Annotated in this window: 20 protein-coding genes; 12 read left to right on the top strand and 8 right to left on the bottom strand. The window is 71.7% G+C overall.

Features of this window, described 5'->3' with window-relative positions:
* Positions 1-48 precede the first annotated feature (48 nt).
* On the bottom strand, positions 49-738 hold the full coding sequence (locus BLS95_RS01740) for a hypothetical protein (RefSeq protein ID WP_143043548.1): 690 nt from the start codon (positions 736-738) through the stop codon (positions 49-51).
* 31 nt (positions 739-769) lie between these two features.
* A complete protein-coding gene (locus BLS95_RS01745; protein WP_090928358.1) occupies positions 770-3,856 on the bottom strand; it encodes a glycosyl hydrolase 115 family protein in 3,087 nt (1,028 codons plus the stop codon).
* Positions 3,857-4,108: 252 nt separating this feature from the next.
* Between BLS95_RS01745 and BLS95_RS01750 the strand changes: the two genes are divergently transcribed.
* Positions 4,109-5,317, top strand: coding sequence for a L,D-transpeptidase (locus BLS95_RS01750; protein WP_090928360.1), 1,209 nt, complete (start codon positions 4,109-4,111; stop codon positions 5,315-5,317).
* Positions 5,318-5,534: 217 nt separating this feature from the next.
* Here BLS95_RS01750 and BLS95_RS01755 read toward each other — a convergent pair whose 3' ends face one another.
* Positions 5,535-6,200 (bottom strand): response regulator, encoded by a 666-nt coding sequence (locus BLS95_RS01755; protein ID WP_090928362.1) that lies wholly within the window; start codon positions 6,198-6,200, stop codon positions 5,535-5,537.
* On the bottom strand, positions 6,197-7,312 hold the full coding sequence (locus tag BLS95_RS01760; RefSeq protein WP_090929112.1) for a sensor histidine kinase: 1,116 nt from the start codon (positions 7,310-7,312) through the stop codon (positions 6,197-6,199). The genes BLS95_RS01755 and BLS95_RS01760 overlap by 4 nt, the downstream gene beginning before the upstream one ends.
* A 152-nt stretch (positions 7,313-7,464) precedes the next feature.
* Here BLS95_RS01760 and BLS95_RS01765 point away from each other — a divergent pair, with 152 nt between their 5' ends.
* The 4 genes from BLS95_RS01765 to BLS95_RS01780 all read left to right on the top strand — a co-directional run bounded on the left by BLS95_RS01765 (position 7,465) and on the right by BLS95_RS01780 (position 11,813).
* Positions 7,465-7,863, top strand: a complete 399-nt coding sequence (locus tag BLS95_RS01765) for a hypothetical protein (RefSeq protein WP_245764757.1) — start codon at positions 7,465-7,467, stop codon at positions 7,861-7,863.
* Positions 7,860-9,341 (top strand): multicopper oxidase family protein, encoded by a 1,482-nt coding sequence (locus BLS95_RS01770; RefSeq protein WP_090928366.1) that lies wholly within the window; start codon positions 7,860-7,862, stop codon positions 9,339-9,341. The genes BLS95_RS01765 and BLS95_RS01770 overlap by 4 nt, the downstream gene beginning before the upstream one ends.
* Positions 9,342-9,492: 151 nt before the next feature.
* On the top strand, positions 9,493-10,815 hold the full coding sequence (locus BLS95_RS01775) for an IS4 family transposase (protein ID WP_090929115.1): 1,323 nt from the start codon (positions 9,493-9,495) through the stop codon (positions 10,813-10,815).
* A gap of 131 nt (positions 10,816-10,946) precedes the next feature.
* On the top strand, positions 10,947-11,813 hold the full coding sequence (locus BLS95_RS01780) for a fumarylacetoacetate hydrolase family protein (protein ID WP_090928368.1): 867 nt from the start codon (positions 10,947-10,949) through the stop codon (positions 11,811-11,813).
* Positions 11,814-11,939: 126 nt separating this feature from the next.
* Here BLS95_RS01780 and BLS95_RS01785 read toward each other — a convergent pair whose 3' ends face one another.
* Positions 11,940-13,952 (bottom strand): glycosyl hydrolase family 28-related protein, encoded by a 2,013-nt coding sequence (locus tag BLS95_RS01785; protein ID WP_090928370.1) that lies wholly within the window; start codon positions 13,950-13,952, stop codon positions 11,940-11,942.
* Positions 13,953-14,140: 188 nt separating this feature from the next.
* Between BLS95_RS01785 and BLS95_RS01790 the strand changes: the two genes are divergently transcribed.
* Complete coding sequence (locus BLS95_RS01790; RefSeq protein ID WP_090929118.1) at positions 14,141-14,464, top strand: beta-galactosidase; 324 nt, start codon at positions 14,141-14,143, stop codon at positions 14,462-14,464.
* Positions 14,465-14,473: 9 nt separating this feature from the next.
* Here BLS95_RS01790 and BLS95_RS01795 read toward each other — a convergent pair whose 3' ends face one another.
* A complete protein-coding gene (locus BLS95_RS01795; RefSeq protein WP_090928372.1) occupies positions 14,474-14,806 on the bottom strand; it encodes a putative quinol monooxygenase in 333 nt (110 codons plus the stop codon).
* A gap of 95 nt (positions 14,807-14,901) precedes the next feature.
* Here BLS95_RS01795 and BLS95_RS01800 point away from each other — a divergent pair, with 95 nt between their 5' ends.
* From BLS95_RS01800 to BLS95_RS01825, 6 genes are all read left to right on the top strand, one after another.
* Positions 14,902-16,251: a lanthionine synthetase LanC family protein gene (locus tag BLS95_RS01800; protein WP_245764758.1), complete on the top strand. Its 1,350-nt coding sequence runs from the start codon at positions 14,902-14,904 to the stop codon at positions 16,249-16,251.
* Positions 16,252-16,506: 255 nt separating this feature from the next.
* Positions 16,507-17,832 carry an LLM class flavin-dependent oxidoreductase gene (locus tag BLS95_RS01805; protein ID WP_090928376.1) on the top strand — a complete coding sequence of 442 codons (1,326 nt, stop codon included), beginning with the start codon at positions 16,507-16,509 and terminating at the stop codon, positions 17,830-17,832.
* The gene (locus tag BLS95_RS01810; RefSeq protein ID WP_090928378.1) at positions 17,829-18,341 is read left to right on the top strand and encodes an NADPH-dependent FMN reductase; all 513 of its coding nucleotides are present in this window, start codon (positions 17,829-17,831) and stop codon (positions 18,339-18,341) included. Before BLS95_RS01805 ends, BLS95_RS01810 begins: the two co-directional genes overlap by 4 nt.
* A 148-nt stretch (positions 18,342-18,489) precedes the next feature.
* Positions 18,490-19,878, top strand: a complete 1,389-nt coding sequence (locus BLS95_RS01815) for a vWA domain-containing protein (protein ID WP_090928380.1) — start codon at positions 18,490-18,492, stop codon at positions 19,876-19,878.
* Positions 19,875-20,855, top strand: a complete 981-nt coding sequence (locus tag BLS95_RS01820; RefSeq protein WP_218135538.1) for an ARPP-1 family domain-containing protein — start codon at positions 19,875-19,877, stop codon at positions 20,853-20,855. Before BLS95_RS01815 ends, BLS95_RS01820 begins: the two co-directional genes overlap by 4 nt.
* A gap of 285 nt (positions 20,856-21,140) precedes the next feature.
* The gene (locus BLS95_RS01825) at positions 21,141-24,044 is read left to right on the top strand and encodes a M36 family metallopeptidase (RefSeq protein ID WP_245764759.1); all 2,904 of its coding nucleotides are present in this window, start codon (positions 21,141-21,143) and stop codon (positions 24,042-24,044) included.
* An 89-nt stretch (positions 24,045-24,133) separates the two neighbouring features.
* Here BLS95_RS01825 and BLS95_RS01830 read toward each other — a convergent pair whose 3' ends face one another.
* Both BLS95_RS01830 and BLS95_RS01835 read right to left on the bottom strand, forming a co-directional pair.
* The gene (locus BLS95_RS01830) at positions 24,134-24,562 is read right to left on the bottom strand and encodes a hypothetical protein (protein WP_090928382.1); all 429 of its coding nucleotides are present in this window, start codon (positions 24,560-24,562) and stop codon (positions 24,134-24,136) included.
* Between the two features lie 128 nt (positions 24,563-24,690).
* Positions 24,691-25,944 (bottom strand): serine hydrolase domain-containing protein, encoded by a 1,254-nt coding sequence (locus tag BLS95_RS01835; RefSeq protein WP_090929127.1) that lies wholly within the window; start codon positions 25,942-25,944, stop codon positions 24,691-24,693.
* Between the last annotated feature and the right edge of the window lie 161 nt (positions 25,945-26,105).

Raw genomic sequence — 26,105 nt, forward strand, 5'->3', positions numbered from 1 at the left:
CCCGATGGGTTGAGAGAAGTCCAGCCGGGATCTCCTGTCAAGACCGTCTCAGGCGAAACGTTCGACCGTGACCGGGATCAGGCCCAGGCGGCGGATCGCCTGCCGGTGGTGGTGCAGCAGCGCGCCCAGCGCGGTGACGTCCCCCTGGCCCGGCCGTACGGTCACGTCCACGCACCACGCGATGCCCGCGCCGATCCGGCGCAACTCCCAGGTGAAGCCGTGGCCGCCGGCGTCGTCCCGGGCCGTGCCTGCCACCCGCGGATCGTCGGCCGGCTCCAGGCGCAGCGCCGTGCGGGCGCCGGCCAGCTCGCGCTCCCCGAGCAGGCCGGCGAACAGGATGCGGTAGCGCCGGGCCGCGGGCTCGGTGCCCAGGTCGAGCGGCGCCCCGGCGGGCAGCGGCTGCCGCTGGAAGAGGGCGCGCAGCCGAGCCTCGTCCGGCAGCTCGCCGCCGCCCAGCACGGTGAGCGCCCGTGCCGCGGCGGGCCGGTCCACCGCCGCGACGCGGGCGCGCAGCCCCGCGTCGGAGCGCAGCTCGCGGGTCAGCGCCGAGGCGCCCGCCCAGGATCCGGCCCGCGGCTCCCAGGCGGCGCTGTCGATGGCCGTGGTGGTGTGATCCTCGCCGAGGACGAACTCCTCCACCAGGATCCCCGCCGGCTCCGGGTCGCCCGCCGCGGCGGAGATCAGGTAGTAGTCCACCCGGCCATGATCCCGGCGGCCGGGCAGGGGAGGCAAGCTCACCGATCCCGGCGGCCGGGCGGAGGAGGCAGGCTCAGCCGCCGGCGCGGCGGCTCTCCGGCGGGCCCAGGTAGCTGGGCAGCAGGCCGCCGGTGTCCAGCACGATGCGCTGGAGCACCACGGTCGGGTCGACCATCCAGAACTTCACCGTGTGCACGCCCGGGGTCGTGATCGGGTGGGTGGTCGTGGTGACGGTGACGTTCTCGGAGGTGTTGCGCTCCCACTGGCGGTTCATGGTGGTGTCGTTCGCGCCGGTGACGGCCGTGACGTTCACCCGCTGGGGCGGCTGGTCGTCGATGGAGACGGCGTAGGTGAGCCCGTCGGTGGGCAGCACGTTGTTCCTGGGCGACAGGTGCACCGACACCTTCACCTGGCCGGTCGTGTAGAGCGTCGTGGTGTACTCCAGGCGCGGGCTGCCGCCGCCCGGCGTGCGGCGGGCGGCCGTCACCGGCAGCGGCGTCACGCCGTCGGAGGTCCTGCCGAGGTCGGGGATCGTCCGCCACGAGCCGACGGCCCTGCTGTGGTGCCCGGCCTCGATCGCGACGTGGCCGCCCGCCTCGACGTACCCCTGGGGCCGCCCGGCGGGGTTGTCGACCACGGCCTTGACGGTCACCTGCCGCCCGCCGGGGCCCGTGACGGTGATGGGGACCTCGGTCCTGCCCTGGGGAGCGCGCGCCCAGTCCACCCGTACGGTCGCGCGCACCTGGTCGGTGACCCGGCCGGACCTCGGGGTGACGGTCAGCCAGGGCCGGGCGGTGGCCATGGCGTAGTCGAACGGGGTGGCGCCGCGGTTGAACACCTCGATGTACTGCTGCGGGTAGCCCTGGTACGGGCTGAACGCGGGCAGCACCGCCGGACCCGTCGCCGCCGGCCACCACTGGTCGGAGCCGTCCACGGCGACTCCCATGTCGGCCCCCGCCGGCACCTCGGTACGGACGAGATGGGGATAGAACGCGTCCGGCAGCGCCACGTTGTCCTTCTCCGGCTGCTGCCAGGGGGCGTTCGGGCCGTACCGCTCGACGTCGCCGTACCCGATCTTGGGCTGGAGCTGGAAGTCGCGCCACTTGCCACCGCTGATCTCGCCGTAGCGGGCGTTGAGCGCCTGGTCCTCCGCGAACCGGGCCTCGGCGAGGTCGGCCTGGGCGTTGGCGGCGGCGCGGCCCTGCCGGGCGTAGAGGAGGTTGGTGAACTGGGCGCGGCGCAGCTCGTAGAGGTTGGCGGTGGCCCGCACCTGATAGCCGACGAGCTGGTAGTAGGCGTCGTGGTAGCGCTCGTCCAGGCGGCCGCGGATCTGCTCCGCCCGGCCCGCCAGCTGCCGCCACTCCGCCACCACCCGGTCCATCTCGCGGTAGCTGGTCAGGCTGAAGGGGGTCTCCCGGTCGTCGTAGGTCACGTTCTGCGGGTTCGCGGGGTCGGTGGTGATGCGGCGGTTCAGCAGCTCGGGCTTGCGGCGGGCCTGGAGCCGGCCGTACTCGTGGAGCACCTCGGCGATCCCGGTGGCCTGCTCGGGGCCGAAGTTCTGCGCCGCGTACGCGCGCTCCCAGTCGTCCAGCCTCTCGATCGGCAGCCGGTCGGGGTCCCAGGCGTAGTCGAGGAAGAACTGCAGCGGCAGCTCCTCGTTCTTCATGTCGCCCACGTTGACCACCCAGAGCCGGTCCACGCCGTAGCGGTAGGTGAGGTCGAGCTGCTCCCACGTGCTGGCCAGATTGATCGTGTCGGCCCACTTGTAGTTGCGGCCGCCGCCGACGTAGTCGAAGTGGTAGTACATGCCGTAGCCGCCCTGCCGCGGCGGAAGCGCCTGGTCGGGCAGTTTGCGCATGTTGCCCCAGTTGTCGTCGCAGAAGACCACGGTCACGTCGTCCGGCGGGCGCAGGCCCTGGTCCCAGTAGCGCTGCACCTCCTTGTAGAGGGTCTGCACCTGCGGGATGCTCTCCAGGTCCTCGCCGCTCTCCTCGGCCAGGATCTCGCGCTGCGCGGCCAGGATTGACTGCATCAACTCGATGCCGTCGCCGTCGGGCAGGCTCACGTCTCCGTTGCCGCGCATGCCGAGCGTCACGACGCCCTCGAAGCCCTGCTCGCGCATCCTGCGGATGCCGTCGGCCCAGTACTTCTTGATGGCCTCGCCGTTGCGGCGGAAGCTCCACTCGCCGGTCCCGCCGTACGGGTCGCGGCCCGGGGTGACGATGTCGCCCGCGCTGTCGCGTACGGCGGCCACGGCGTGCCGGTTCCACTCCTCGATGCCGCGCATCATGGGAGCCTCGTGTGAGGTGCCGATGACGACGCCGTACTGGCTCGCCACCCGGTGGTTGTCCGGGTCGTCCTCGGCGAAGGCCCGGCCCCAGACCGCCGGCCACAGGTAGTTGGCCTTGAGCCGGAGCATCACCTCGAACACCCTGGCGTACATCTTGCTGTTGAAGCCGCCCGGGTAGCCCTCGGCCAGGCCGGGGCCGAAATAGCGGGGCGCCCAGGTGCCGAGGTTGGGGTTCTCGTCGTTGATGAAGAACCCCCGGTATTTCACCTTGGGCGTGCCCTGGGTGTGCCGGCCGGGCAGCACGTGAAGCGCGTCCTGGTGGCGGGTGGGCACGTCGTCCCACCAGTACCAGGGTGAGACGCCGATCTCCTTGGAGACGTCGTACGCGCCGAAGATCGTGCCCCGCTGGTCGCTGCCCGCGATCACGAACGCGCGCCGAACGCCGGGCACCGGGTTCTGCACCACTTGCTCCAGCGAGGTCTCCCACTTGCCCGCGATGCCCGAGACGTCGAGCTTGCCGGCCTTGATCAGGCCGTCGATGAGCGGGCTCCTGCCGATGGTCCCGACGAGCACCACCTCGTCCCGGCGCGGGACCCGGTCCCTGACCAGGTCGGGCCGTACGCCGGTGACCCGCTCCAGGTCGGCCTGGAGATCGCCGGCCACGCGGACGACGCCGGCGTGGTCGCTGCCGCTGACCACGATCGGCGCCGCCCGGCCGGCGGCCACCAGGGGGAACCGCCCGGGGCCGCCGGAGCTCTGGATGTAGGTGCCGGGCCCGGGCGCCCGGCCCGCCGTGGCGGGTCCCGGGACCGCGGCGGGCGCGGCGATCGCCAGCGCGACGGACAACAGCAGCCTGGACAGCTTCGTCATGGGATCTCCGTCGATGAGGGCGCCTGCTGAAACTTTCGAAATTAATAAGAAAGTTTCTGTGGCCGGGTAAGGCGGATGCTAAACCGGCTTCACAACGACGGTCAATGCCTGGTCAGGAGGTGGCCGGAATTCGCCACCCCGCCTGGTCGTTAATTCTGCGTGGGCCTGCCCGTTTTGGGCAGAAGTCGGCGGATTACCGCACATGCGATCTACTGCGAAGATTGCCTGTCTGTCAGGCGGGAGGCACCAACCATGCGGCACGGCCGGATCACCGTCACGAGCCTCGTCACGAGCATCCTCACCGCGGTGCTGCTCCTGGCCGCCGGGTGCAGCTCCGGCGGGGACCCCGCGCACCCCGGCCAGGCGAACGCGCCCGAGCGGCAGGGCCCGGTGGCCAAACTGTCGATCACCCCGGCCGACGGAGCCACCAAGGTGGCCCCCGACGCCGGGATCACCGTCAAGGCCACCGACGGCAAGGTCACCAAGGTGACCGTGGCCGACGCCAAGGGCAAGAAGGTCAGCGGCACCCTGGGCGCGGACGGCGCCTGGCGTCCCAGGTGGCCGCTCCGGCCCTCCACGGCCTACACCGTCAGCGCCGAGGCGACCGGCACCGACGGCCAACCGGTGACGAGCGCGGCCAAGTTCACCACCCTCAAGCCGAAGCGGGTGCTGCAGAGCGGCATGTCCCCGCTGGACGGCGAGAAGGTGGGCGTGGGCATGCCCGTCCAGCTACTGCTGTCCCAGCCGGTGTCCGCCGTCAAGGACCGGGCCGCGATCGAGCGGTCGCTGGTGGTGCGGATGTCCAAGCCGGTCGAGGGCGCCTGGAGCTGGGTGAGCGACCGCGAGGTGCAGTTCAGGCCGCGTGAGTACTGGCCGGTGGGGGAGAAGGTGACGGTCGTCGCGCACCTGGCCGGCGTACGGGCCGGGTCCGGCCTGTACGGCACCAAGGACCGCAGCCTGACCTTCACCGTCGGCCCCGAGCACATCACCAAGGTCAGCGCGGAGACCCACCGGGCGGTCGTCCGGGAGAACGGCGAGGTCGTCAAGACCATCCCGGTCAGCCTGGGCCGGCCGGGCGACGACAGCTACTCCGGCACCATGATCGCCCAGGAGAAGAACCCGGAGATGGTCATGGACTCGGCCACCATCGGCGAGCCCGGCGAATACCGCATCAAGACCCAGTGGAACGTCCGCATGACCTACAGCGGCACGTTCTTCCACGCCGCCCCCTGGTCGACCGGTTCGCAGGGCAACTCGAACGTCAGCCACGGCTGCGTGAACGCCAGCCCGGCCAACGCCCGCTGGTTCTACGAGTTCACCCAGCGAGGGGACATCATCCAGGTCAGCGGCACCTCCAGGAAGCTGCGGTTCGGCAACGGGCCGACGCCGTGGGCCAAGTCGTGGGACTCCTGGCTCGCGGGCAGCGCCCTGGGCAAGCCCATCACCGGCCAGGCGGCCTGACCACCGGCCTGACCATCGGCTTGACCATCCCGAGCGGCCGCGTCATCGCGCGGGCGCGGGTCCAGCGACGCAGACTGGGAGGATGACACCGGCGTCGACGGAAGGCGTTGTGGTATCACGTGTCTATTGACGGATCCGGACGGAGGCTCATCCGGCCAGCGGCCCTGTTGTGGATGCTGATCTGGCTGCTCCACGCCTACGAGTTCCTGATCACCTTCTAGGCGCCCGCTCCGGGCACCACCAGACCTGACTCGTAGGCGAAGACGACCAGCTGCGCCCTGTCGCGTGCGCCGAGCTTGGTCAGCGCCCTGCTGACGTGGGTCTTGGCGGTGGCCACGCTGATCACCAGGTGCGCGGCGATCTCCTCGTTGGACATGCCCCTGGCGACCAGGGACACGATCTCCCGCTCGCGCTCGGTCAGCCGCTCCAGGCCGGGGCCGGGGACGGGGCGGGGCGGCGTGCTGACGTACTCCTCGATCAGCAGGCGGGTCACCGAGGGGGACAGCAGGGCCTCGCCGCGGGCCGCCACCCGTACCGACTGCAGCAGGTCGCCCGGCTCGATGTCCTTCAGCAGGAATCCGCTGGCCCCGGCCCGCAGCGCGGCGAAGACGTACTCGTCGAGGGCGTAGTTGGTGAGGATCACCACGCGCACGCCGTCCAGCTCAGGGTCGGCCCCGATCCTGCGGGTGGCCTGGATGCCGTCCAGCAGCGGCATGCGCACGTCGAGCAGGGCCACGTCCGGCAGTAGCCGCCGGGCCAGCTCCACCGCCGCCGCGCCGTCGCCCGCCTCGCCGACCACGGCGATGTCGTCGCTCAGCTCCAGCAGCGCCCGGAAGCCCGCCCGGATCAGCGGCTGGTCGTCGGCCAGCAGGACCCTGATCACGACGCCACGGGCAGCTCGGCCCGGACCGCGAAGCCGCCGCTCTCGTGAGGGCCCGCCGTGAGCGAGCCGCCGACGGCGACCGCACGCTCGCGCATCCCGATCAACCCCATCCCCGGCTCGGCCGGACCGACCTCGCCGTCGTTCTCGACCCGCAATATCACCTTTGTCGGATCGTATTCGAGCGCCAGCGTGACCGACGCCGCGCCCGCGTGCCGCAGCACGTTGGTCAGCGCCTCCTGCGCGATCCGGTACGCGGCCCGGTCCACCTCGGGCGGCAGCGGGTACGGAGTGCCGGTGACGGCCCGCTCCACCCGCAGCCCCGCTCCCTCGGCCCGCGACACCAGGCCCGGCAGCTCCGCCAGCCCGGTGCCCTCCTGGCCGACCTGCCGAAGCACGCCGAGCGTGGCCCGCAGCTCGCGCATCGCCTCGTGCCCCGACTCCCTGATCGCGGCCACCGCCTCCCTGGCCCGCTCGGGGTGGCGGTCGAACAGCTCCATGGCCACCGCGGCCTGCACGTTGACCACCGAGATGCTGTGGGTCAGCGAGTCGTGCAGCTCCTGCGCGATCCACAGCCGCTCCTCGCCCGCCCGGCGCAGCGCCGCCTCCTCCCGCGTCCGCTCGGCCTCCTCCGCGCGCTGCTCCACGGCCCGCAGGTAAGCCCGGCGGTTCTTGACCACCTCGCCCACCACCACCATCGCCACCAGCCACCCGCTCAGCATCCCCATCCAGTTGCCGGCGGCCGGGTCCTGCGCGGACAGCGCCATCAGGCCGTAGACCGCGACGGCCAGCCCGGCCGACAGCCAGATCGCCGCCTTGCGGCGGCCCTGCACGGCCAGCGTGTAGACGGCGGCCAGCACGGGCGCGGTGGCGAACACACCCGGGTAGTGGGCGGCGTAGTAGATGGTCCCGCAGATCGCGGCGACCGTCCCGGCGGTCAGCGGGGCGGTGCGCCGGAAGGCGAGCGACAGCGACGAGACCGTGATCAGCAGCAGCCCCCAGGAGTCGAGCTGCCGCTCGAAGGTGCCGGTCCACGACAGGTTGCCGTAGGTGCCGGCGACGATCCCGGCCAGCGCGCCCACGGCGACGAGCGCGTCAACCTTGCGGGTGTCCATGCCCACAAGGTAGGTGATCGGGTCCGGCACGGCGTCATTCCCCGGTTGTACGTTTCCGGGCCGAGGACGGCGGCGTACAACCCGGGGAGTACGGCCAGGAGCCCTCCCGCGCGGGACGTGCCCCCGTACCGCTCCGGAGCACGATGTCCGCCATGACCTCCTCCAACGTGCCAACGGCCGGCTGGATCGTGTGGCCCCTGCGGGTGCTGTCCACCTTGCACCTGGCCGGGGTGCTCGGGCAGGCCGCGCTGGCCGGGCTCTTCGTCACCGGCGACGTCGACCTGCTCGCCTGGCACCGGAACAACGGTGCCGTCACCCACATGCTGCTGTACCTGCAGCTGCTGGCCGCGATCCTGCTGTGGCGGCCGGGCCGGGGACCGCTGTGGCCGGCGCTGGCCGGTCTGGGTCTCGTGGTCGCGGAGACGACGCAGATCACGCTGGGACAGGCGCGGATCCTGCAGCTGCACTTCCCGCTCGGCATGGCGATCTTCGGCCTGTCGGCCCTCTTCACCGCCTGGACCTGGCTCTCGTTCCGGGCGCGCACCGCATGAGCGCGCCTCCGATGTCCCGGCGGGGCTTCCTCGGGACGCTGGCCGGGGCCGGGCTCGCCGCCGCCGGGTGCGGCGCGTTCCCCGAGTCCGCGGGCCGGCTCCTGACCAGCCGCCTGCCGCTGCCCGCGCCCTTCACCGTGCCGCTGCCGATCCCGCCCCTCGCCCGCCCGGTGGCGCCCGGCCGGTACGAGGTCACGCAGCGGACGGCCAAGGTCGAGATCATCCCCGGCACGACCACCGAGATCTGGGGCTACGACGCCACCTTCCCCGGCCCCACGTTCGAGCTGCGGCGCGGTGACCCCACCACGATCAGGGTGCGCAACGAGCTGCCCGAGCCCACCTCCACCCACCTGCACGGCGGCGTCAACCCGCCCGGCTCCGACGGCTACCCGACCGACCTCGTCGTCCCCCGCGGACACTCCGCGCACCCCCACGGCGGCCACCCGAGCCACCCCGGGATGAGGCTCAACCCGGTGGCCAAGGACTACCACTATCCGCTGGACCAGCGGGCCGCCACGCTCTGGTACCACGACCACCGCATGGACTTCACCGCGCCGCAGGTGTGGCGGGGGCTGGCCGGGCTCGCGCTCGTACGGGACGAGGAGGAGGACGCGCTGCCGCTGCCGCGCGGCGAGCGGGAGCTGCCGCTGCTGATCTGCGACAGGGCGTTCGAGGAGGACGGCTCCTTCCGCTATCCACGGGCGCACGACCCTCACTACATGGCGGGCGTCGAGGGCGACGTCATCCTGGTCAACGGCGCGCCCTGGCCGGTGGCCGAGGTGAGCGCCACCCGCCACCGGCTGCGGCTGCTGAACGCCTCCAACGCCCGAAGGTACCGGCTCCGGCTGGCGCCCGGCGGCCGGTTCACGCAGATCGGCAGCGACGCCGGGCTGCTGGCCGCGCCCGTCGCGCACGAGGTGATCCCGATCTCGCCGGGGGAGCGGTACGACGTCGTGGTGGACTTCTCCGCCTACCCCGTCGGCAGCGCGGTCACCCTGACGGACGAGCTCGCGGGGGACGTCATGCGGTTCGTGGTCACCCGCCGGGCCGCCGACGACAGCGCCGTTCCCGCGGTCCTGTCCCGCCCGCCGGAGCGGACGCGGGCGGTGGCCATGCGCGCGTTCGACTTCCGCAGGACGGGTGACGCGGGGAACGCCGCGTGGACGATCAACGGGCGGCCCTACCGCCCCGGCGCCCCGCTGGCCCGCCCCCGCCTGGGCACCGCCGAGATGTGGCGCCTGACCAGCGACTTCCACCATCCCGTGCACCTGCACCTGGCCCACTTCCAGGTGCTGGCGCGCGGCGGCCGGCCGCCGTCCGCCACCGACGCCGGCTGGAAGGACACCGTGGACGTGCGGCCGTACGAGGTCGTGGACGTGCTCGCCCGCTTCGACGGCCACCGCGGTCGCTACATGATCCACTGCCACAACCTCGAACACGAGGACATGGCGATGATGGCGGACTTCGACGTGGTCTAGCCCCAATGCCGTGTAGTTAGCGTGATGCGGGTGTAGTCAAGGGCCGCTCGAAAAGGGAACGGAGCTCCTGCTAGAACGGTGTCGACCAAGATCACTGTTCGGGCGGGGAGCTCCGTTGGAGAGCAAGTCTGTCATCAATCGCACCCTGGTGGTGGCATCGGGCCCCTTCGCCCCCGGCCATCTCGGGGAACTGACTCAACTGATGCCCTTCGAGATGGTCGATGAGGCGCTGAAGCAGACCGGCCGGGTACAGCAGCGGGTCCGTGACCTCCCTTCCCGGGTGGCGGTCTACCTGATGGTGGCCGGGGCCTTGTTCCCCGAGCTGGGCTGGCGGCAGGTATGGCAGCGGCTGACGGCGGGGTTGACCGGCCTGACCGTCGCCGCCCCGACCGGTGCTGCGATGGCCCAAGCCCGCAAACGCATCGCAGCAGCCCCGCTACGGTGGCTGTTCGAGCTGTTACGCGGTCCGTCAGCCGGTACCGCCACCCCCGGCACCCACTGGCATGGACTGCTGGTCTGCGCGATCGATGGCACCGTCATGAGCGTGGCCGACAGCCCTGCCAACCTGGCCGTCTATCCCAAGCAGCGGGGTAACCACGGCGGCGCCGGATACCCGGCGCTACGCCTGCTGACCCTGCTCGCGTGCGGCACCCGCACCCTGCTGGACGCGGTCTTCGCGCCGGCCTCGACCGGCGAGACCACCCTCGCACCGCGTCTGCTGGAGCGTCTGCATCGCGACATGATCGTCCTGCTGGACCGCAACTTCGCCGTCTGCGCCCTGATCCAGGCCATCGCCGCCACCGGCGCCCATGTCCTGGTCCGGGTCAAGAACGGCCGCCGCCTGCCCCTCCTGGCCCGCTGCCATGACGGCTCCTACCTGTCCCGGCTGGGAGCCACCCCCGTGCGCGTCATCGACGCCGTCATCACCATCACCACCCGAGCGGGCCACCGCACCAGCGCCTACCGCCTGGTCACCACCCTCACCGATGCGCACCGCCACCCCGCGGCCGATCTACTCACCCTCTACCACCAGCGCTGGGAGATCGAGACCGCCTACCTGGAGATCAAGTCCACCATCCTCGGCGGGCGGGTGCTGCGCGCCCGCACACCCGATGGCCTGGACCAGGAAGTCCACGCCCTCCTGGTCGCCTACCAACTCCTGCGCCTGGCCATGGCCGAGGCCACCACTCACCGGCCCGGCCTCGATCCTGACCGGGCCAGCTTCACCATCGCCCTGAACACTGCCCGTGACCTGGTCATCCAGGCAGCCGGCGTGATCGCCGACACCGTCATCGACCTGCTCGGCACCATCGGACGCCAGGTCCTGGCCAACCTCATGCCCGACCGGCGTATCCGGACTCGTCCCCGCCTCGTCAAACGTGCCATCTCCAAGCACAACGCAAGGGGCACCGTCGACCGCACCAGCTACAAAGCCACGATCGGCATCGAGATCCGCACCAGCTCAGAGCCTTGACGAAGCAGCCAAGGCCCTAACTACACGGCATTGGGTCTAGCCCGCCCTGATGATCACCCCGGGGAGCGCTCGGGCCGGGCGGGTGGGGGACACTCTCAGCAGACTCGTCTGAAGAGAATGAGGAGCAGGGCATGCACATCGTACGGTTCGTCAGCCCCCTGACCGACGCGCCCGCGGTGGGCGTCGACGACGGCGAGCACGTGGTGGAGCTGGCCGGAGTCACGACCGTAGGTGAGTTGTTGCGGCTGCCCGCCGCGGACCTCCGCGAGCGGTGCTCGGCGGCGGACGGAGCTCGGCACCCGTCGGCGGCGGTGCGCCGGCTGGCGCCGGTGGACGGGCTCATGGAGGTGTGGGCGGCGGGCGTGACCTACCGGCGCTCGCGCGAGGCGCGGGTGGTGGAGAGCGAGCGCTCCGCCGACGTGTACGAGCTGGTCTACGACGCCGAGCGGCCCGAACTGTTCTTCAAGTCGGTGGCCTGGAAGGTCTCCGGGGACGGCGGGCGCATCTCCGTGCGCGCCGACTCGGAGATCGACGTGCCGGAGCCGGAGCTGGGCCTGGTGTTGAACGCGGCCGGTGAGATCGCCGGCTACACCGTGGTGGACGACGTGAGCTCGCGCAGCATCGAGGGCGTCAACCCTCTCTACCTGCCGCAGGCGAAGATCTACCTGGGCGGGTGCGCCGTGGGCCCGGCGATCAGGCCCGCGTGGGAGGTGCCGGACCCGTACGCGCTGGAGATCACGCTGACCATCGTCCGGGCGGGGGAGACCGTGTGGGACGGGAAGGCGTCCACGTCGGAGCTGAACCGGCGGCTGGACGACCTGGCGGCATACCTGTTCCGTGCCGACGACTTCCCTGACGGCGTCATCCTGGCCACCGGCACCAGCCTGGTCCCCGACCTGCCGTTCACGCTGGCGGACGGTGACACGGTGACCATCGGCATCGACGAGATCGGCACCCTGACGACGACCGTGGTGCGCGGTCTGGCGGCCATGCGCTGACACCGGCCGCCGCCCGGCACCCACGCGCGACCGTCCGCGACCGGTGGCCGGCCGCCCGGGACCCTCGGGCGACCGGCCAGGACCCCTCCGGCGACCGGCCGGAACCCTAGGGCGGCCGGGAGCGGGTTACCAGGTGGACGGGGCCGGGGGCGGGACGACCGGCGGGCGGTCGTCGCAGGTGATGGTGTTCGGCAGCAGCCACGGCGCGAGCCACGGCCCCGTCGTGCCGCCGCCGTCATTGCCGCCCAGGTCCGTCAGCGAGAACTCCGAGCCCGTCGGCGGGAAGCCGAACGAGCCGCAGTTGTTCACCCCGACCGCCCCGACGTTGCGCGCGTCCACATTCTCGAACGTGGCCGAGCCGCGCACCCGGGCGCTGACCACCGAGGTTCCGGTGCCGTCCACCCGGATGTCCTTGAAGTGCACGTTCGTGATCGAGTACAGGTCCTTCACCGACCACTCGCTCACCAGCATGATCGCGTTGTAGGTGTTGTCCAGGAAGTGGTTGCCGACCACCTGGGTGTCGGCGGAGATGTCCTTCTCCAGCGCGTAGAACCAGATCGCGCCCAGCCCGATGTTCCAGTTCAGCTCGTACGTCCCCGACCGCACCGTGGTGTTGTCCGCGATCCGCAACCGCCCGGTGAACGGCTCGGCGCCGAACCGGGAGCCGACCTGGATGGCGCTGCCCTCCCGGACGGGGTCGGCGACGAGGTTGCCGGCGATGGTGTTGTCCCGGCCGCCGTAGACGGCGATGCCGTTGGCCAGCACCGGCGACTGCACGGTGTTGCGGACGATCGTGTTGCCGCTGTTGGCCGTCTTCTCCGACCACATGGCCAGCGCGTCGTCACCGGTGTTGCGGAGGAAGTTGCCGGAGATGACCGAGTCCGTGACGCCGGTGTGGAAGTTGATGGCGTCCGCGATCTGGTCGACGATGACGTTGTTCGTGATCCGCAGGTTGCGCATCGGCCCGTCGAACCACATGCCCACCTTCGTGTGGCGGATGTGCAGGCCGTCGATGGTGGAGTCGCTCATCGCGCCGCCGATGCCGTTCACCTGGTCGGTGTCGATGCGCTCGCGTACGTCGCCCTCGATCGCGAACCCCGACAGGTGCACGTTCCTGCTGCCGCCGTCGGCCGCGTCTTTGCCGTAGAAGCCGACGCCCGTGTGCACGGAGCCGTCGGGGGCGGGGGTGTCCAGCGCGACCTCGCGGCCCCGGATGATCGTGTACCAGCTCCCCGCCCCGGCGATCGTCACGTCGTCCACGATGATGTGCCGGTTGACCTGGTACGTCCCCGGCGGGACGTACACCTTGAGCCGGTTGCGCTTGGCGAAGGCGATGGCCCGGTCGAAGGCCGACGCCGACTCGCGCCGCCCGGTCGGGTCCGCCCCGAACGCTCGCACGTCGGCCGCCCGGCTCACCACCCGCGGCGGGCCGACGAGCTCGGAGTCGAGCAGGTCGATCACCGTCCAGGCGGCGGCGCTCCGCGCGGGGACCGTCAGGCGTACCCGGTCGCCGGCGCGGTAGCGCTTGCCCAGCAGCAGGCGCTGCTCGTCGTAGAAGTGGCTGGGCCGGAACGGCTTGGTGATCACCGGTGGCGGCGTCGTGGCGGCGGGCACGCAGGCGCACTCGGTGATCCACCAGTCGGGGTGCAGCAGGTCGGCGCCCGGGTCGTTGGAGAACGGGTACTGGTTGTAGAGCCACGCGTACTGCGACGTGAGCGTCATGGTCCGGCGGTCCTTGCCGTTGACCGTGACGTCGAGCGGCGCGGTGATGCCGCCTCCGCCGGGCGCGTCCGGGATGCTGTAGCGCACGGTGATGGCGTTGGCCGCGGCCGGCAGGGTGAACTCCACGTGCTGCCCCGGCACCAGCCTGACCGCCGTCCGCCCGGACGCCTCGGCGGGCAGCGTGTACGCGGTGCGGTCCGGGCCGATGACCGTGCCGTTGGTGGCGGCGTTCTCCGCCTCCTGCTCGGCGAAGTCCACGGCGGCACCCCGGCCCGCGACGAGCGCCGGATCCAGCCCCGCCCGCGTCACGACGGGCGCCCGGCCGGCCGTGGCGTGGGCGAAGGCGGCGGGCGGCGCGAGGCCGGCGGCCAGGACGAGGGCGGCTGACACCGCGATGACGCGAGGGACGCGGAACATCGATCGCTCGTTTCTCTCGGGGGGTGAGGTGACAGTAAGCGGCAGCACCCCGCTTCACAAGGTGTTGTGCGCGATTTTCGTCATCCTGCAAGAAGTCTGCGGCGTTAGCTCAACTACTTGCGTTGGCTTGCGTGCGTCCCCCGGTGCTCCTGGCTCTGTTGCTCGCCTGCGCCACCACGGCCCTTCCCATGACCGGGCCCGTGCAAGCCGGCACCGCGCATGGGGTCACCTACGACAGGTACTCGCTGATGGTGGACGGCCGCCGCCTCATCCTGCAGTCGGCCGAGTTCCACTACTTCCGCCTGCCCGGCCCCGCGCTGTGGCGGGACGTGCTGGAAAAGCTCAAGGCGGCCGGATTCAACGCCGAGAGCACCGGCGGCGGCTTCCCCGCCGGGGTGCTGGACGAGCATGGGACCAACACCCTCGCGCTCGCCGTCACCGCCGAGCAGCCGGTGCCGGGCCCCGGCCCGATCGACCTGTTCGCCTACGCAAACGTCCGCACCACCCGCTGAACCGGGCTTCTAGTCGCGCTCGGGCACGGCCATCTCGCCGAGCAGGGACCAGTCGTCCTGCGGCACGGTCACGTTGACGATGCGCGGCGTCTCGGCCAGGTGCGGCGGGAGCGTCTGCTGGGCCTGCTTGAAGTGGGCCGACTGCACGTGCGCCGCCCCGGCCTCGTCGTCGCGGAACGCCTCCACCAGCACGTATTCGGTGGGATCGGCCACGCTGCGCGACCAGTCGAACCAGAGACAGCCCGGCTCGGCCCTGGTGGCCTCGGTGAACTCGCCGACGATCTCGGTCCAGCGGTCGGCGTGCTCGGGCAGAATGCGAAACTTGGCGGTAATGAAGATCATGGCGCTGGCTCCGTAGATCGGCTGTGCTACGGGACGAGCTTAGCGGCCGGCAAGTTATCCGGGATAACCTACCAAAAGTATGGGATAATAGCCTGGTGAGCCTGGACAGGATCCGCCCATTGAGCGCCCGCGCCGATTCTCCGCTGACCGCCGCCGTCCGGGCGGCACGCTGGATCAGATCCGCCGCGCTCGACGACGAGCTCGGCAGGCGCTGGCTGGCCAACCCCGATCCGCGTGGCGCTTCGGCGGTCACCCCCGAGCCCTGGTCCCTCTACTCCGGGTCGGCCGGCATCGTGCTGTTCTTCCTGGAGCTGGCCGCCGCGACCGGCGAGGAGTCCTACCTGGAGGATGCCAGGGCCGGGGCCCGCAGGCTCGCCGCCACCTGGCGCGAGCAGGACGACCTCTCGCTCTACCACGGGCTGACCGGCACGATGCTGGCGCTCATGGAGGCGGGCTGGGCGCTCGGCGAGGGCGGCTTCGAGTCCGAGGCCGCGGCCATCGCCGACGAGATCGTGCGCCGCGGCGACCCGGCGCGCAGCCCGCACGACGGCGGCTGGCCGCGCGATCCCGCGCAGCGCGGCGAGGGCGGCATCGTCCTGGGCCTGCTGCGGGCCGCCGCCCACCTCGGCCTGCCCGGCTACGAGGCCGCGGCGGTCGAGGCTGGCCTGCGCATCGCCCGGCTGCCGGTGCCGGGCCACCGCTTCGGCGACTGCGCCGACCTGCCGGTGGACGCCGTCACGCCGGGCTTCCTGGCGGGCACGGCGGGCACGGCGTTCCTGCTCGCCCGCCTGTACGGGGTGACGGGCGACGAGCGGTTCCTGTTCGCAGCCCGCAGCGGCGCCGCCTTCGTCCGCGAGGTAAGCGTCGTGACCGAGGGCTGCGCGGTCGTCCCGCACCACGTGCCGCACGCCCGGAGCCTGCACTACCTGGGCTTCTGCTCCGGCTCAGCGGGCGTGGCCCGGATGTTCTACGAGCTCTACCGGGTCACCGGCGACCCCGGCGACCTGGAGTGGGTGGAGCGGCTGGCCCGGGGCATCGTGCGCAGCGGCGTGCCGAACCGGCGTACCGAGGGCTACTGGAACGTGGCCTGCCAGTGTTGCGGCGCGGCCGGGCTGATCGAGCTGTTCGTCGGCCTGTGGGCGGCGACCGGGCAGGAGTCGCACCTCGAATGCGCCCGCACGCTCGCCGCCGACCTGCTCGGCCGGGCCACCGACCACGACGGCCGCGGCTACCGCTGGTACCAGGCCTACCGCCGGCTGCGGCCCGGCGAGGTGACGGCCGACACCGGTTACATGGTGGGCGCGGCGGGCATCGGCGCCGCGCTGCTCCACCTGGACGCCGCCGGGCGGGCCGACCGGGCGCGCCGGGTCATCCTGCTGCCCGACAACCCGTTCCCGGCCATCCCGGTGCCCCGGTCGGTCCTGGGTGGCGGCGTCTCCGAATAGAAATCCATGCATAGCTAGTAGGAAAAGTTGACTTTATGGGCGTGTCCTCGTAGCTTCGAGGGCATGAGCCTGGGCTTCCACCTCACCCGGCGCCCGCACGTGGACCACGGCCACGTCGCCAGCGCGCAGTGTCGCTGATCACGGACCGGACACCAGACCTCTCCACCCTCCAGAGGAACCCATCGTGATCAAAATCAGACATGCCCACCTGCTCCTGGCCGGCGTCGAACGCCGCTTGTCCACGTGGAGGACCCCATGACGAGAAAGCTCCACCTGAACGCCTTCCTCATGGGCGTCGGCCACCACGAGGCGGCCTGGCGGCACCCGGGTGCCGAGCCCGCCCGCCTCACCGACGTCCGTCACTACCAGGAGCTGGCCAGGATCGCCGAACGCGGCAAGCTCGACTCGGTCTTCCTCGCCGACGGCCTGGCCCTGGGCAGCGTGCGGCACAACGCGCTCGGCCGCCTCGAACCCCTCACGCTCCTGTCGGCCCTGGCCGCCGTCACCGACCACGTGGGCCTGATCGCCACCGTGTCCACGACGTACAACGAGCCCTTCCACGTGGCTCGCAAGTTCGCCTCCCTCGACCACATCAGCGGCGGCCGGGCCGGCTGGAACATCGTCACCTCCGCGGGCGCGGCCGAGGCCCGCAACTTCGGCATCGAACGCCCCGAGCACGCCCGCCGCTACGCCAGGGCCGGGGAGTTCCTGGAGGTCGTACGCAAGCTGTGGGACAGCTGGGAGGACGACGCGATCCTGGGCGACCGCGCCGGCGGCCTGTACGCCGACACGGACAAGATCCACCCGATCGACCACGAGGGCGAGCACTTCGCGGTCAGCGGCCCGCTGAACACCTCCCGCCCGCCCCAGGGCCACCCGCTGCTGGTGCAGGCCGGGTCGTCGGAGGACGGCAAGGAGTTCGCCGCCCGGAACGCCGACGCCGTCTTCACCGCCCAGCAGACGCTCAGGGAGGCGCAGGAGTTCTACGCCGACCTGAAGCGCCGCGTCGCCGCGCACGGCAGGGACCCGGACGAGCTGCTCGTCCTGCCGGGCATCTCGCCGATCATCGGCTCGACCGAGCGCGCGGCGCTGCGGCTGGAGAAGGAGCTGGAGGACCTGATCATCCCCGCGTACGGGCTGGCGCAGCTCTCCCATATGACCGGTATCGAGCTGACCGCCGACGCGCTGGACGAGCAACTGCCCGACGTGCCGGTCGAGACCGAGGGGGCGCAGAGCCGTCGCAAGCTCGTGGTGGACCTGGCCCGGCGCGAGCACCTCACGGTCAGGCAGCTCCTGAACCGGCTGGCGGGCGGGCGCGGCCACCGCGTCGTGGCCGGCACGCCGGAGCAGATCGCCGACCAGCTCCAGGAGTGGTTCTTCAGCGGGGCCGCCGACGGCTTCAACATCATGCCACCGATCCTGCCCGGCGGGCTGGCCGACTTCGTCGATCACGTCGTGCCGGAGCTGCAGGCCAGGGGGCTGTTCAGGAACGAGTACGAAGGCCGGACCCTGCGGGAGAACTACGGCCTGCCCAGACCGCTATCCCGGTACGCCGCGGGTGCGGTGGCGGTGGCCCGATGAGCGTCGTGGCCCTGGTGGGCAATCCCAGGTCCGGCTCCAGGACCCTGGCCGTGGCCGAGGCCGCCGCGGAGGCGGTCGGGCACCGGATCGGGGCCGCGGGACCGTACGAGAGCGTGGACCTGTCCGCGCTCGGGCCGGTCGACGGCCCCTCGCCCGCGGTGGTGGCGGCGATGGACCAGGTACGGCGGGCGAGCGTGCTGGTGGTGGCCAGCCCGACCTACAAGGGGACCTACACCGGGTTGCTCAAGTCGTTCGTCGACCGGCTGCCGCCCGACGCGCTGGCGGGCCGGGTGGCGCTGCCGCTGCTGGTCATGGGTGACGCGAAGCACTCGCTGGCGGTGGAAGTGCATCTGCGGCCACTGCTGGTGGAGCTGGGCGCCACGGTGCCCACGCCGGGACTGGCGGTGCTGGAGTCCCAGATCCCGCGGGTGGCGGAGGTCCTGGCGGAGTGGGCGGATCGCGTCGCCCCGCAGGTGGCCGCCGTGCTGAGGGAGGAGGCACGGGGATGACCACCGCCTCGTCCGGCCGGACACCAGACCGAAGGCGGCGAATTCGCCGGACGGGGTAAACGCCTTGACAAGGCCGCAGGTATAGCCGGGAATTGGCCCGGCGAAAATCGGTGTCGTGCGCCGGAGCGGATTCTTACACTTTCGATTCGTGGACACCCCCTCCCTTCTCCAACATTTCCGGACGCACGACACCCCGCTGGTTCTCTCCCGGGGTGGCGATCTGGCGTGGGACGACGCGGAGCTCCACCGGAGCGCCGGCGACATCGAGGGGTACGCGCTGCTCGCCCTGGTGCCCGGGGCGCTCCCGTGGCAGCGGGCCCGGGTGCTGCTGCGCACGCTGGCCGAGTCCCGCGACGGCCTCGACGACCGGGCCCGCGCCACCCTCGCCAAGGTGACCAGGGCGCTCCTGTTCGGCCTGCCGCCGGAGCACGTCATCACCGTGCTGCTGGCGCTGCGGCGGCTGCGCGCCAACCACAAGCACGTCACGCGGGCCGCGCTCGCCTTCGTGCTGGAGCACCCGGACGCCGGTGAGCTCATCGAGGCCCGGCGGCCCGCGCTGGTCGACTGCTTCGAGCACGCGCTCGGGAAGGCGACCGCACGGGCGTGCGCGCGGCTCGTCCGCGCGGGCGACACCGGCTCCGGCTACCTGCGCCGGGCCCTGCTGCGGTTCACCTCCGACCCGGCCACGGCGATCGAGCGGGTGCGCGCGCTCTACGCGCCCGGCACGCACGGAGCGATCGCGCCGCAGGAGCCGCCCGCGCCGCTGGACCCGGTCAGGGAGCACACGCCGATCGTGACGCCGACCAACCGCGGCGACATCGCCGCGACGCTGGTGCACCTCTACCGGGGCGGCCCGGCCGCCGAGCTGCGTCCCGCCCTGGCCGGATACGTGGCCGAGGCGACGCGCGGGCTGCCGCGCCTGCCCGCGAACGTGGCCATGGTGCTGGACACGTCGGGCTCCATGCGGGGGTACGGCGAGCGCGAGTGGGCGGTCATGTCCCAGGCCGTGGCGCTCCAGCTGGTCCTGGACCGGGTCTGCGACCGGCTCACGGTCATCGAGACCGGCGACGCCGACGCCCGGGGGCCGGATCCGGTGGCCGGTGCCGCTGCCCGCGGCCTGGATCTTGCGGCCGGTGCCGGTGCCGGTCCCGGGGGCGGGGGCGGGGGCGGGGAGCCGCGTCCGGTGGGGGCGACCGACCTGGCGAGCGGGCTGCTCGATGCCCTGGAGAGCCGTCCCGACCTGGTGGTCGTCGTGACCGACGGCTACGAGAACCTGCTACCGGGCGACCTCGCCAGGGTCGCGGCCGCCCTGCCGCGTGCCGGGATCACCACGCCGGTGCTGCTGTGCCAGGCGACGTTCACCCGGGGCGACGACCTGACCCTGCGCGACCCCGCGCCCGCACTGCCGGGCCGGCCGTTCTGGCACCAGGACGACTTCGCCGCGCTGCTGCCGTGGATGTTCGCCCACTGCGCGCCCGGCCCCGACTGGATCAAGGCCGCGATGCTCGCCCGGCTGGAAGGAGGAGGAGTCACATGACCGCACGCGACACCCACGTGACCGGGCTCGACGCGCTGCTGCCCGTCCCGCTCGGCCTCGACGGTCTCGACGCCTACCGCGCGGGCATGCCGCAGCGGGCCGGGGCGCTGACCATGGTGCCCGTCTGGGGCCCGTCCCGCCCCGGCATCGTGCCGCCCCGCTCCGGGCTGAAGCTGCGGCGCGTCGTCGGATACGGCCAGGTCGAGCTGCACAACGGCGCCCGCGAGGGCGTGGCGATCGTGCCGCTGCACATCGGCTACATCCAGGACGCGGCGCAGAACCACGCGCTGTGCTCCTCGGCGCTGCTGGCCGCCGGGCAGACCAGGCGCTTCGACGACGCCTGCTGCGTCCAGGCCGGCCAGGGCGGCTACCTGGAGGGCCGTGACCAGTGGTTCTTCGTGCTGCCGGTGGAGCTGCGCGGCAAGGCGACGCGGCTGCGCGGGCGCCAGGACTACGCCAAGCTGTGGCCGGACATCACCGCGCTCAACCGCGCGTACGGGCTGCCGTCCCGCGGCCACCTGGAGCAGATCCTCTCGCGCGAGCGGGCCACGCTGACGCAGTTCCAGAGCCGGCTGGAGCTGATGCCGGGGCAGCTCGGGGCGCTGTTCTTCGTGGGCGACAAATTCGCCGGGCTGGAGCTGGCGCCCGACCCGGTCTACTTCGCCGAGATGTGGATGGCCCTGGTCTGCTTCGCGTACGGGGTCGCCGCCTGGCGGGCCGAGCCCGAGCCGGCCGAGGCGGAGCCGTACGACGGGACGAGTCTGGCCGGGCTGCGGGCCGAGCTGGCGCGCGACCGGGCGGCGTGGGTCGAGCGGGTGGCCTCCTGGATGCCCGCTCAGGACGGCGACGTGCGCCTGGTCGAGGAGGAGCGCTATCTGGACCTCCGGCTGTCCACGGTCACCGCCGCCCACCTCACAGGACAGGTGGTCACCGAGCACGACAGGCTCGTCTACGCCTCCGTGTTCGCCGACCGTTAAACCGGTTGCGATCGGCGGCGGCCGGCCGGTTGAATGATCAATGCGGGAACTGCGCTGGGCGCGGTGGACAAAACCCTCATTCCATGTAAGGGAATGGTCGCTTCGTAAACGACCCAACAGTGTCCACCGAGGCGCCGGCCACCTGTCCCGCCCCATAGCCGGGCACAGGGCTCTATACGCCGATATTCCGGCCTTTACAAGATCTTGTAAGTCATAAACAAGCAGTGTTACCTCTTGCGAAGATGCGCGCGACCTTGCGCATCACAGGCACGCAGGAGGGAAATCGTGTCGAAGTCCTGGTTACGCAGCTCTCTCGTCGCCGCGGCGGTGGTCGCGGTGGTCATCCCCCTTACGACAGGGGTCGCCCAAGGTGAACCCGGCGGGCAGTCCCCGGCGCTCCACGACTTCCAGGCGGAGCTCCACGGCAAGCCCGACGTGGACAACCGCCAGGGCCGGGTGCCCCCGCCCGCGTCGGCCAGCGCGCGCCGTGCCGGGCCCGCCGCCGACATCCGTTGGAACGCTCTCGGCACCCCGGCCTCCGTCTCCAGCGCCGAACCGCTGGCCGACGGGCTCGGCTCCGACCCCGAGCAGGCGGCCCGCGCCTACCTCAAGGCCAACGAGGCCGTCTTCGGGCTGCCGGCGGCGGCCGTCGACACGCTGGAGAAGGTCGCGATCAACCCCATCGGCGCAGGTCACGCGGTGCTGCTGCGCCAGCGGTTCGGTGACCTGCCGGCCGGTGTGGACGGCCTGGTCGCCGTCGGCGTCGTGGACGGCAAGGTCATGTACGTGACCTCCTCGCTGTCCCGCGCGACGCAGACGCCCCCGGCCGCGACGATCACCGCGGAGCAGGCCCTCGACATCGCCGCCAGGGACGGTGCCATCGACCTGGCCACGGCGGTCACCAAGCAGGCCACGCCGGTGGCGGTGCCGGCGCCCGACGGGGTGCACAGCGCGTACCAGGTGGTCCTGATCGGTGGCGGGGAGGGCGAGCCGGCGGCGTACACCACGCACGTGGACGCGGTCAGCGGCGCCATCCTGACCCGGGAGAACCTGGTGGACCACCACTTCGACCCGGACAACCCGCGCTGGGAGGCCTTCCCGGCGAACCCGCGCGACGACTACTCCTCCCGCGACACCCGCCAGACCTGGTGCTTCACCAAGGCCCCCGGCTGTGACTACGTGAGCGGCGGCGATCCGGCGACGGGCAAGGCCTGGGACGTGAACCACGCCACCGACACGCCCACCAACACCAGCATCGGCAACTCGGCCAGGACCGTCGAGAACCGGGCGAGCGGCGACGCCTTCTCCGTCGGCACCCGCTCCAACGTGCTCACGCCGAGCAGGAACTACGCCTACCCGTGGCGCAACACCTGGTACGAGGCCAAGTGCGACCCGGCCGTGTTCGACCAGGAGGGCGAGGCGGACCTGGAGGCGGCCATGGCGAACCTGAACGCCATGCACAACCGCATGCACGACTGGTCCTACCGGCTGGGCTTCACCGAGACCGCCTGGAACATGCAGTCCGACAACGGCGACCGCGGCGGCCTCGGCAACGACCCCGAGCAGGGCAACGCCCAGGCGGGCGCGCGTGTCCTGTCGGTGCGTGACAACGCCAACCAGATCACCGGTCCGGACGGCGTCGCCCCGATCACGAACATGTACCTGTGGCAGCCGATCGCCGGCTCGTTCTACTCGCCGTGCGTGGACGGCGACTACGACATGTCGGTCATCGGGCACGAGTACACGCACGCCATCTCCGGCCGCATGGTCGCAGGCCCGAACGCCGGCTGGAGCGGCGCCCAGGCCGGCGCGATGAACGAGAGCACCTCCGACCTGGTGGCGATGGAGTACCTGTCCGAGTACGGGTTCCGGCCCGCCGGCGACACCCCGTACGTCACCGGTGGCTACGTGACCGGCGACAAGTCGCGCGGCATCCGGAACTACGACATGTCGAAGTCCCCGCTGAACTACAGCGACATCGCCTACGACATCGTCGGCGCGCAGGTGCACGCCGACGGCGAGATCTGGTCGGCCACCCAGTTCGACGTGCGCGCGGCCTTCGTCAAGCGGTACGGCGACGGCAACGCCAAGCAGCAGAAGGCGTGCGCGGACGGCCAGACGCCGGTCGAGCGCTGCCCGGGCAACCGCCGCTGGGCGCAGCTGTCGTTCGACGCGCTGCTGCTGATGGCCTCGGGCGCGGTCAGCTACGTCGACCACCGCGACGCGCTGCTGGCGGCCGACCGGATGCGTTTCGACGGCAAGAACCAGGACATCATGTGGCGCGCGTTCGCCGAGCACGGCCTGGGCGCGGGGGCGGCGAGCAACGGCGGCAACGACCCCGACCCGACGCCGAGCTTCGTCGACCCGGCGGGCAAGAACGGCTCGCTGCAGCTCAAGCCGCTGGGCGAGGCCAAGGGCGCGGCGCTGCGGCTGTACGTGGGCGACTACGAGGGACGTGCGGTCCCGGTCGCCGACACCGACCCGGCGACGCCGCTCGGCGACACCGTGGAGATGACGCCCGGCGTGTACGACTTCATCGCGGTGGGCAACGGGTTCGGCCACAAGCGCCTGGACTTCGTGGTGCTGCCGGGCGTGAAGCTGCCGCTGCCGCTGGCCCTGTCGCGTAACCACGCCTCGGCGGCGAACGGCGCGACGGCCACGGGCGACGGCGTCAACCAGGCCAAGCTGATCGACGAGACCGAGGCCACGAACTGGGCCTCGCTCACCGGGGCCCCGGCCGGCAAGTCGGTCGTGGTGGACCTGGCGGGCGACAGCCCGGTCAAGGTCGGCAGGGTGCAGGTGAGCGCGATGCTGCGGCCCAGCATCGGCGACCCGGCCGACCCGGGGGGGCAGAACCGCTTCTCCAGCCTGCGCTCCTTCGAGGTGCTGGCCTGCAGCCAGGACTGCACCGTGCCGGAGAACTTCAGGAAGATCTACACCAGCCCGGCGGACGCCTTCAAGTCCGGGCTGCCGCGGCCCAGGGGCGCGGACATGATCTTCAAGTCGTTCGACGTCCGGGACACCAGTGCCACGCACCTGATGCTCAGGGCGCTGACCACGCAGTGCACCGGCAACCCGCTGTACCTCGGTGAGCAGGACAACGACCCGAACTCCGCGACGGACTGCGCCACGGCCAGCCCGCAGCGGAACCAGGTGAGGGCGGCCGAGTTCCAGGCCTTCTCACACTGACCCCCAGGATCGCGGCCCGCGCTCCCCGGTTCCCCAGGGGCGCGGGCCGCGCCGGGGGCCGGGCCTCGATACGTGGCTGGGGCGGCGGATCAGTAGATGCGGTACTTGCGGCCGCAGTTGTCGAACTTGCCGGCCCAGCAGGTGAAGGTGTAGACCTTCTTGATCCCGCGGCCGCTCCAGCTGCCGACGGTCTTGCCGTCCCAGGACCGGTTGAACTTGTGCCAGGAGCCGTTCTGGTAGTACTCGAACCAGACCCAGCCCTTCTTGCCGCCGCGCTTGTCCACGCCGTTCCACTTCGTGAAGACCTTGCCGCCGCTCTTCCACGTCTTGCCGAAGGTGTAGGCCTTGCGGTCGCTGGAGAAGAACTTCCCCCAGTTCCCGGAGCCGGCGGTCGACGCGGACGCGGTGGCGGACTGAGTGGCGGACTGGGTGGCCGCCTGGGCGGAGGCGGGGCTGAGGGCCAGTCCCGCGAAGGCCACGGAACCGGCCATGGCCGCGATCGCCAGAGTCTTACGCATTCGAGGTTCCTCCCCCTTGTCGTGCTGCCGGGCGGTCCGGCAGGAAGGACACTACGGAGACCTCAAGCGATCAACCGCGCACAAATCCACACATCCGGAGTGACGGGGGACACACCCCGCCCGGGGGGTCAGGAAGTCGCGGGCCGGGCGGCCGGTCCGTCCAGCCGGGGCAGGAGGAGCGGCGACCGCGACGCCTTGGCCCGGGCGCCGGAGTCCGGGCCGCACAGCGTGAGCAAGGTGTGGTCGGCGAGCGCGTAGTCGATCGGGCTCGGCTGGATGACGCCGTTCTCGTCGATCGTCTGGTAGTTGGCGAGGTTGACCCCGAACGAGTTCTGGCGCTCGCCGTCCGCGCTGGTCAGGGACTGCGTGGTCATGCCCCAGACACCGCCGGTGTGGCCCCAGAACCGGCCGCACGGCAGGTCGAGGGCGAGGAGGCCGAGGCCGTACGGGATGGCGATGCTTCCGGACAGCACGGGCACCGTCTTCTGCATCTCGGCCAGCTCCGCCGCGCCGAGCAGCTTGCCGCGGAACAGCGCCCGGTAGAACTGGTCGAGGTCCTCCATCGTGGACACGAGCGCGCCCGCCGTGCCGGCCCATGACATGTCGTAGACGCTGAAGTCCCGCGGCGGGTCGAAGGTCCCGAGCAGCGACTCGTACCCCTTGGAGTGCGGTCCCGGGATGACCGGGGTGCGCGGGAACGACGTGTGCCGCAGCCCGGCCCTGCGGATCACGTCACGGGTGATGTACTGCTCCGCGTCCTGGCCGGTCACCTTCTCCAGGAGCAGGCCGGCGATCACGTAGTTCGTGTTGGAGTACACCCCCGGCGTCGCTCCCGGCTCGCCCGTCGGGGGCGCGTCCAGGCCGATCCTGGCCAGTTCCGCGGGGGCGAACCGGCGGAAGCGGTTCTCCTCCAGGCTCTCGACGGTGGTGAAGATCACCTGGGTGTGGTTGGCGATGTGGCTGGTGTGGTTGAGGATCATCCGCACGGTGATCCGGTCGCCGCGGTCGTCGGGGAACAGGTCCGGCAGGTAGCGGCCGATCGGCGCGTCCAGGTCGATGGTGCCGCGGGCCACCTGCCGCAGCACGGCCACGGCGGTGAACGTCTTGGTGATGCTGCCGACGCGGTGCACCATGTCGGGGCTCACCGGGCGCCGCGTCTGTGTGTCGGCGACTCCGGAGGCGCCCTTCCACGTCCGGCTCCCGTCGCGTACGTGGCTGTAGATGCCGTACATCCCTGCGTCGACCACGGCGTCCAGCGACCGGCGCAACTCCTGCCGGTCGAGCCCGGCTGTGTCCGCCCCCGCGGCCGTGGCGGGTGCGGTCAGGACGCCGGTCACGAGGAGCGCGCTCGTTGCGATCTTCAGTAATAGGCGAGAACTCATGGCCGTCAGCATGTCCTCGATGATGACGGCGGGTAAGTCCGCTGTGTCATCGCCTCCACATGACAGAAGTCATCGAGGACTCGGGCGCGGGCTGCTGTGGATGGGCAGTGCCCCTCGCACGCAGTACCCTTCATAACCGGTCGGCCGCCCCCGAGGAAGGA

Origin of the sequence: Nonomuraea jiangxiensis (genome assembly GCF_900099965.1) — a bacterium.
In the GTDB taxonomy this organism is placed as follows: Bacteria; Actinomycetota; Actinomycetes; order Streptosporangiales; family Streptosporangiaceae; genus Nonomuraea; species Nonomuraea jiangxiensis.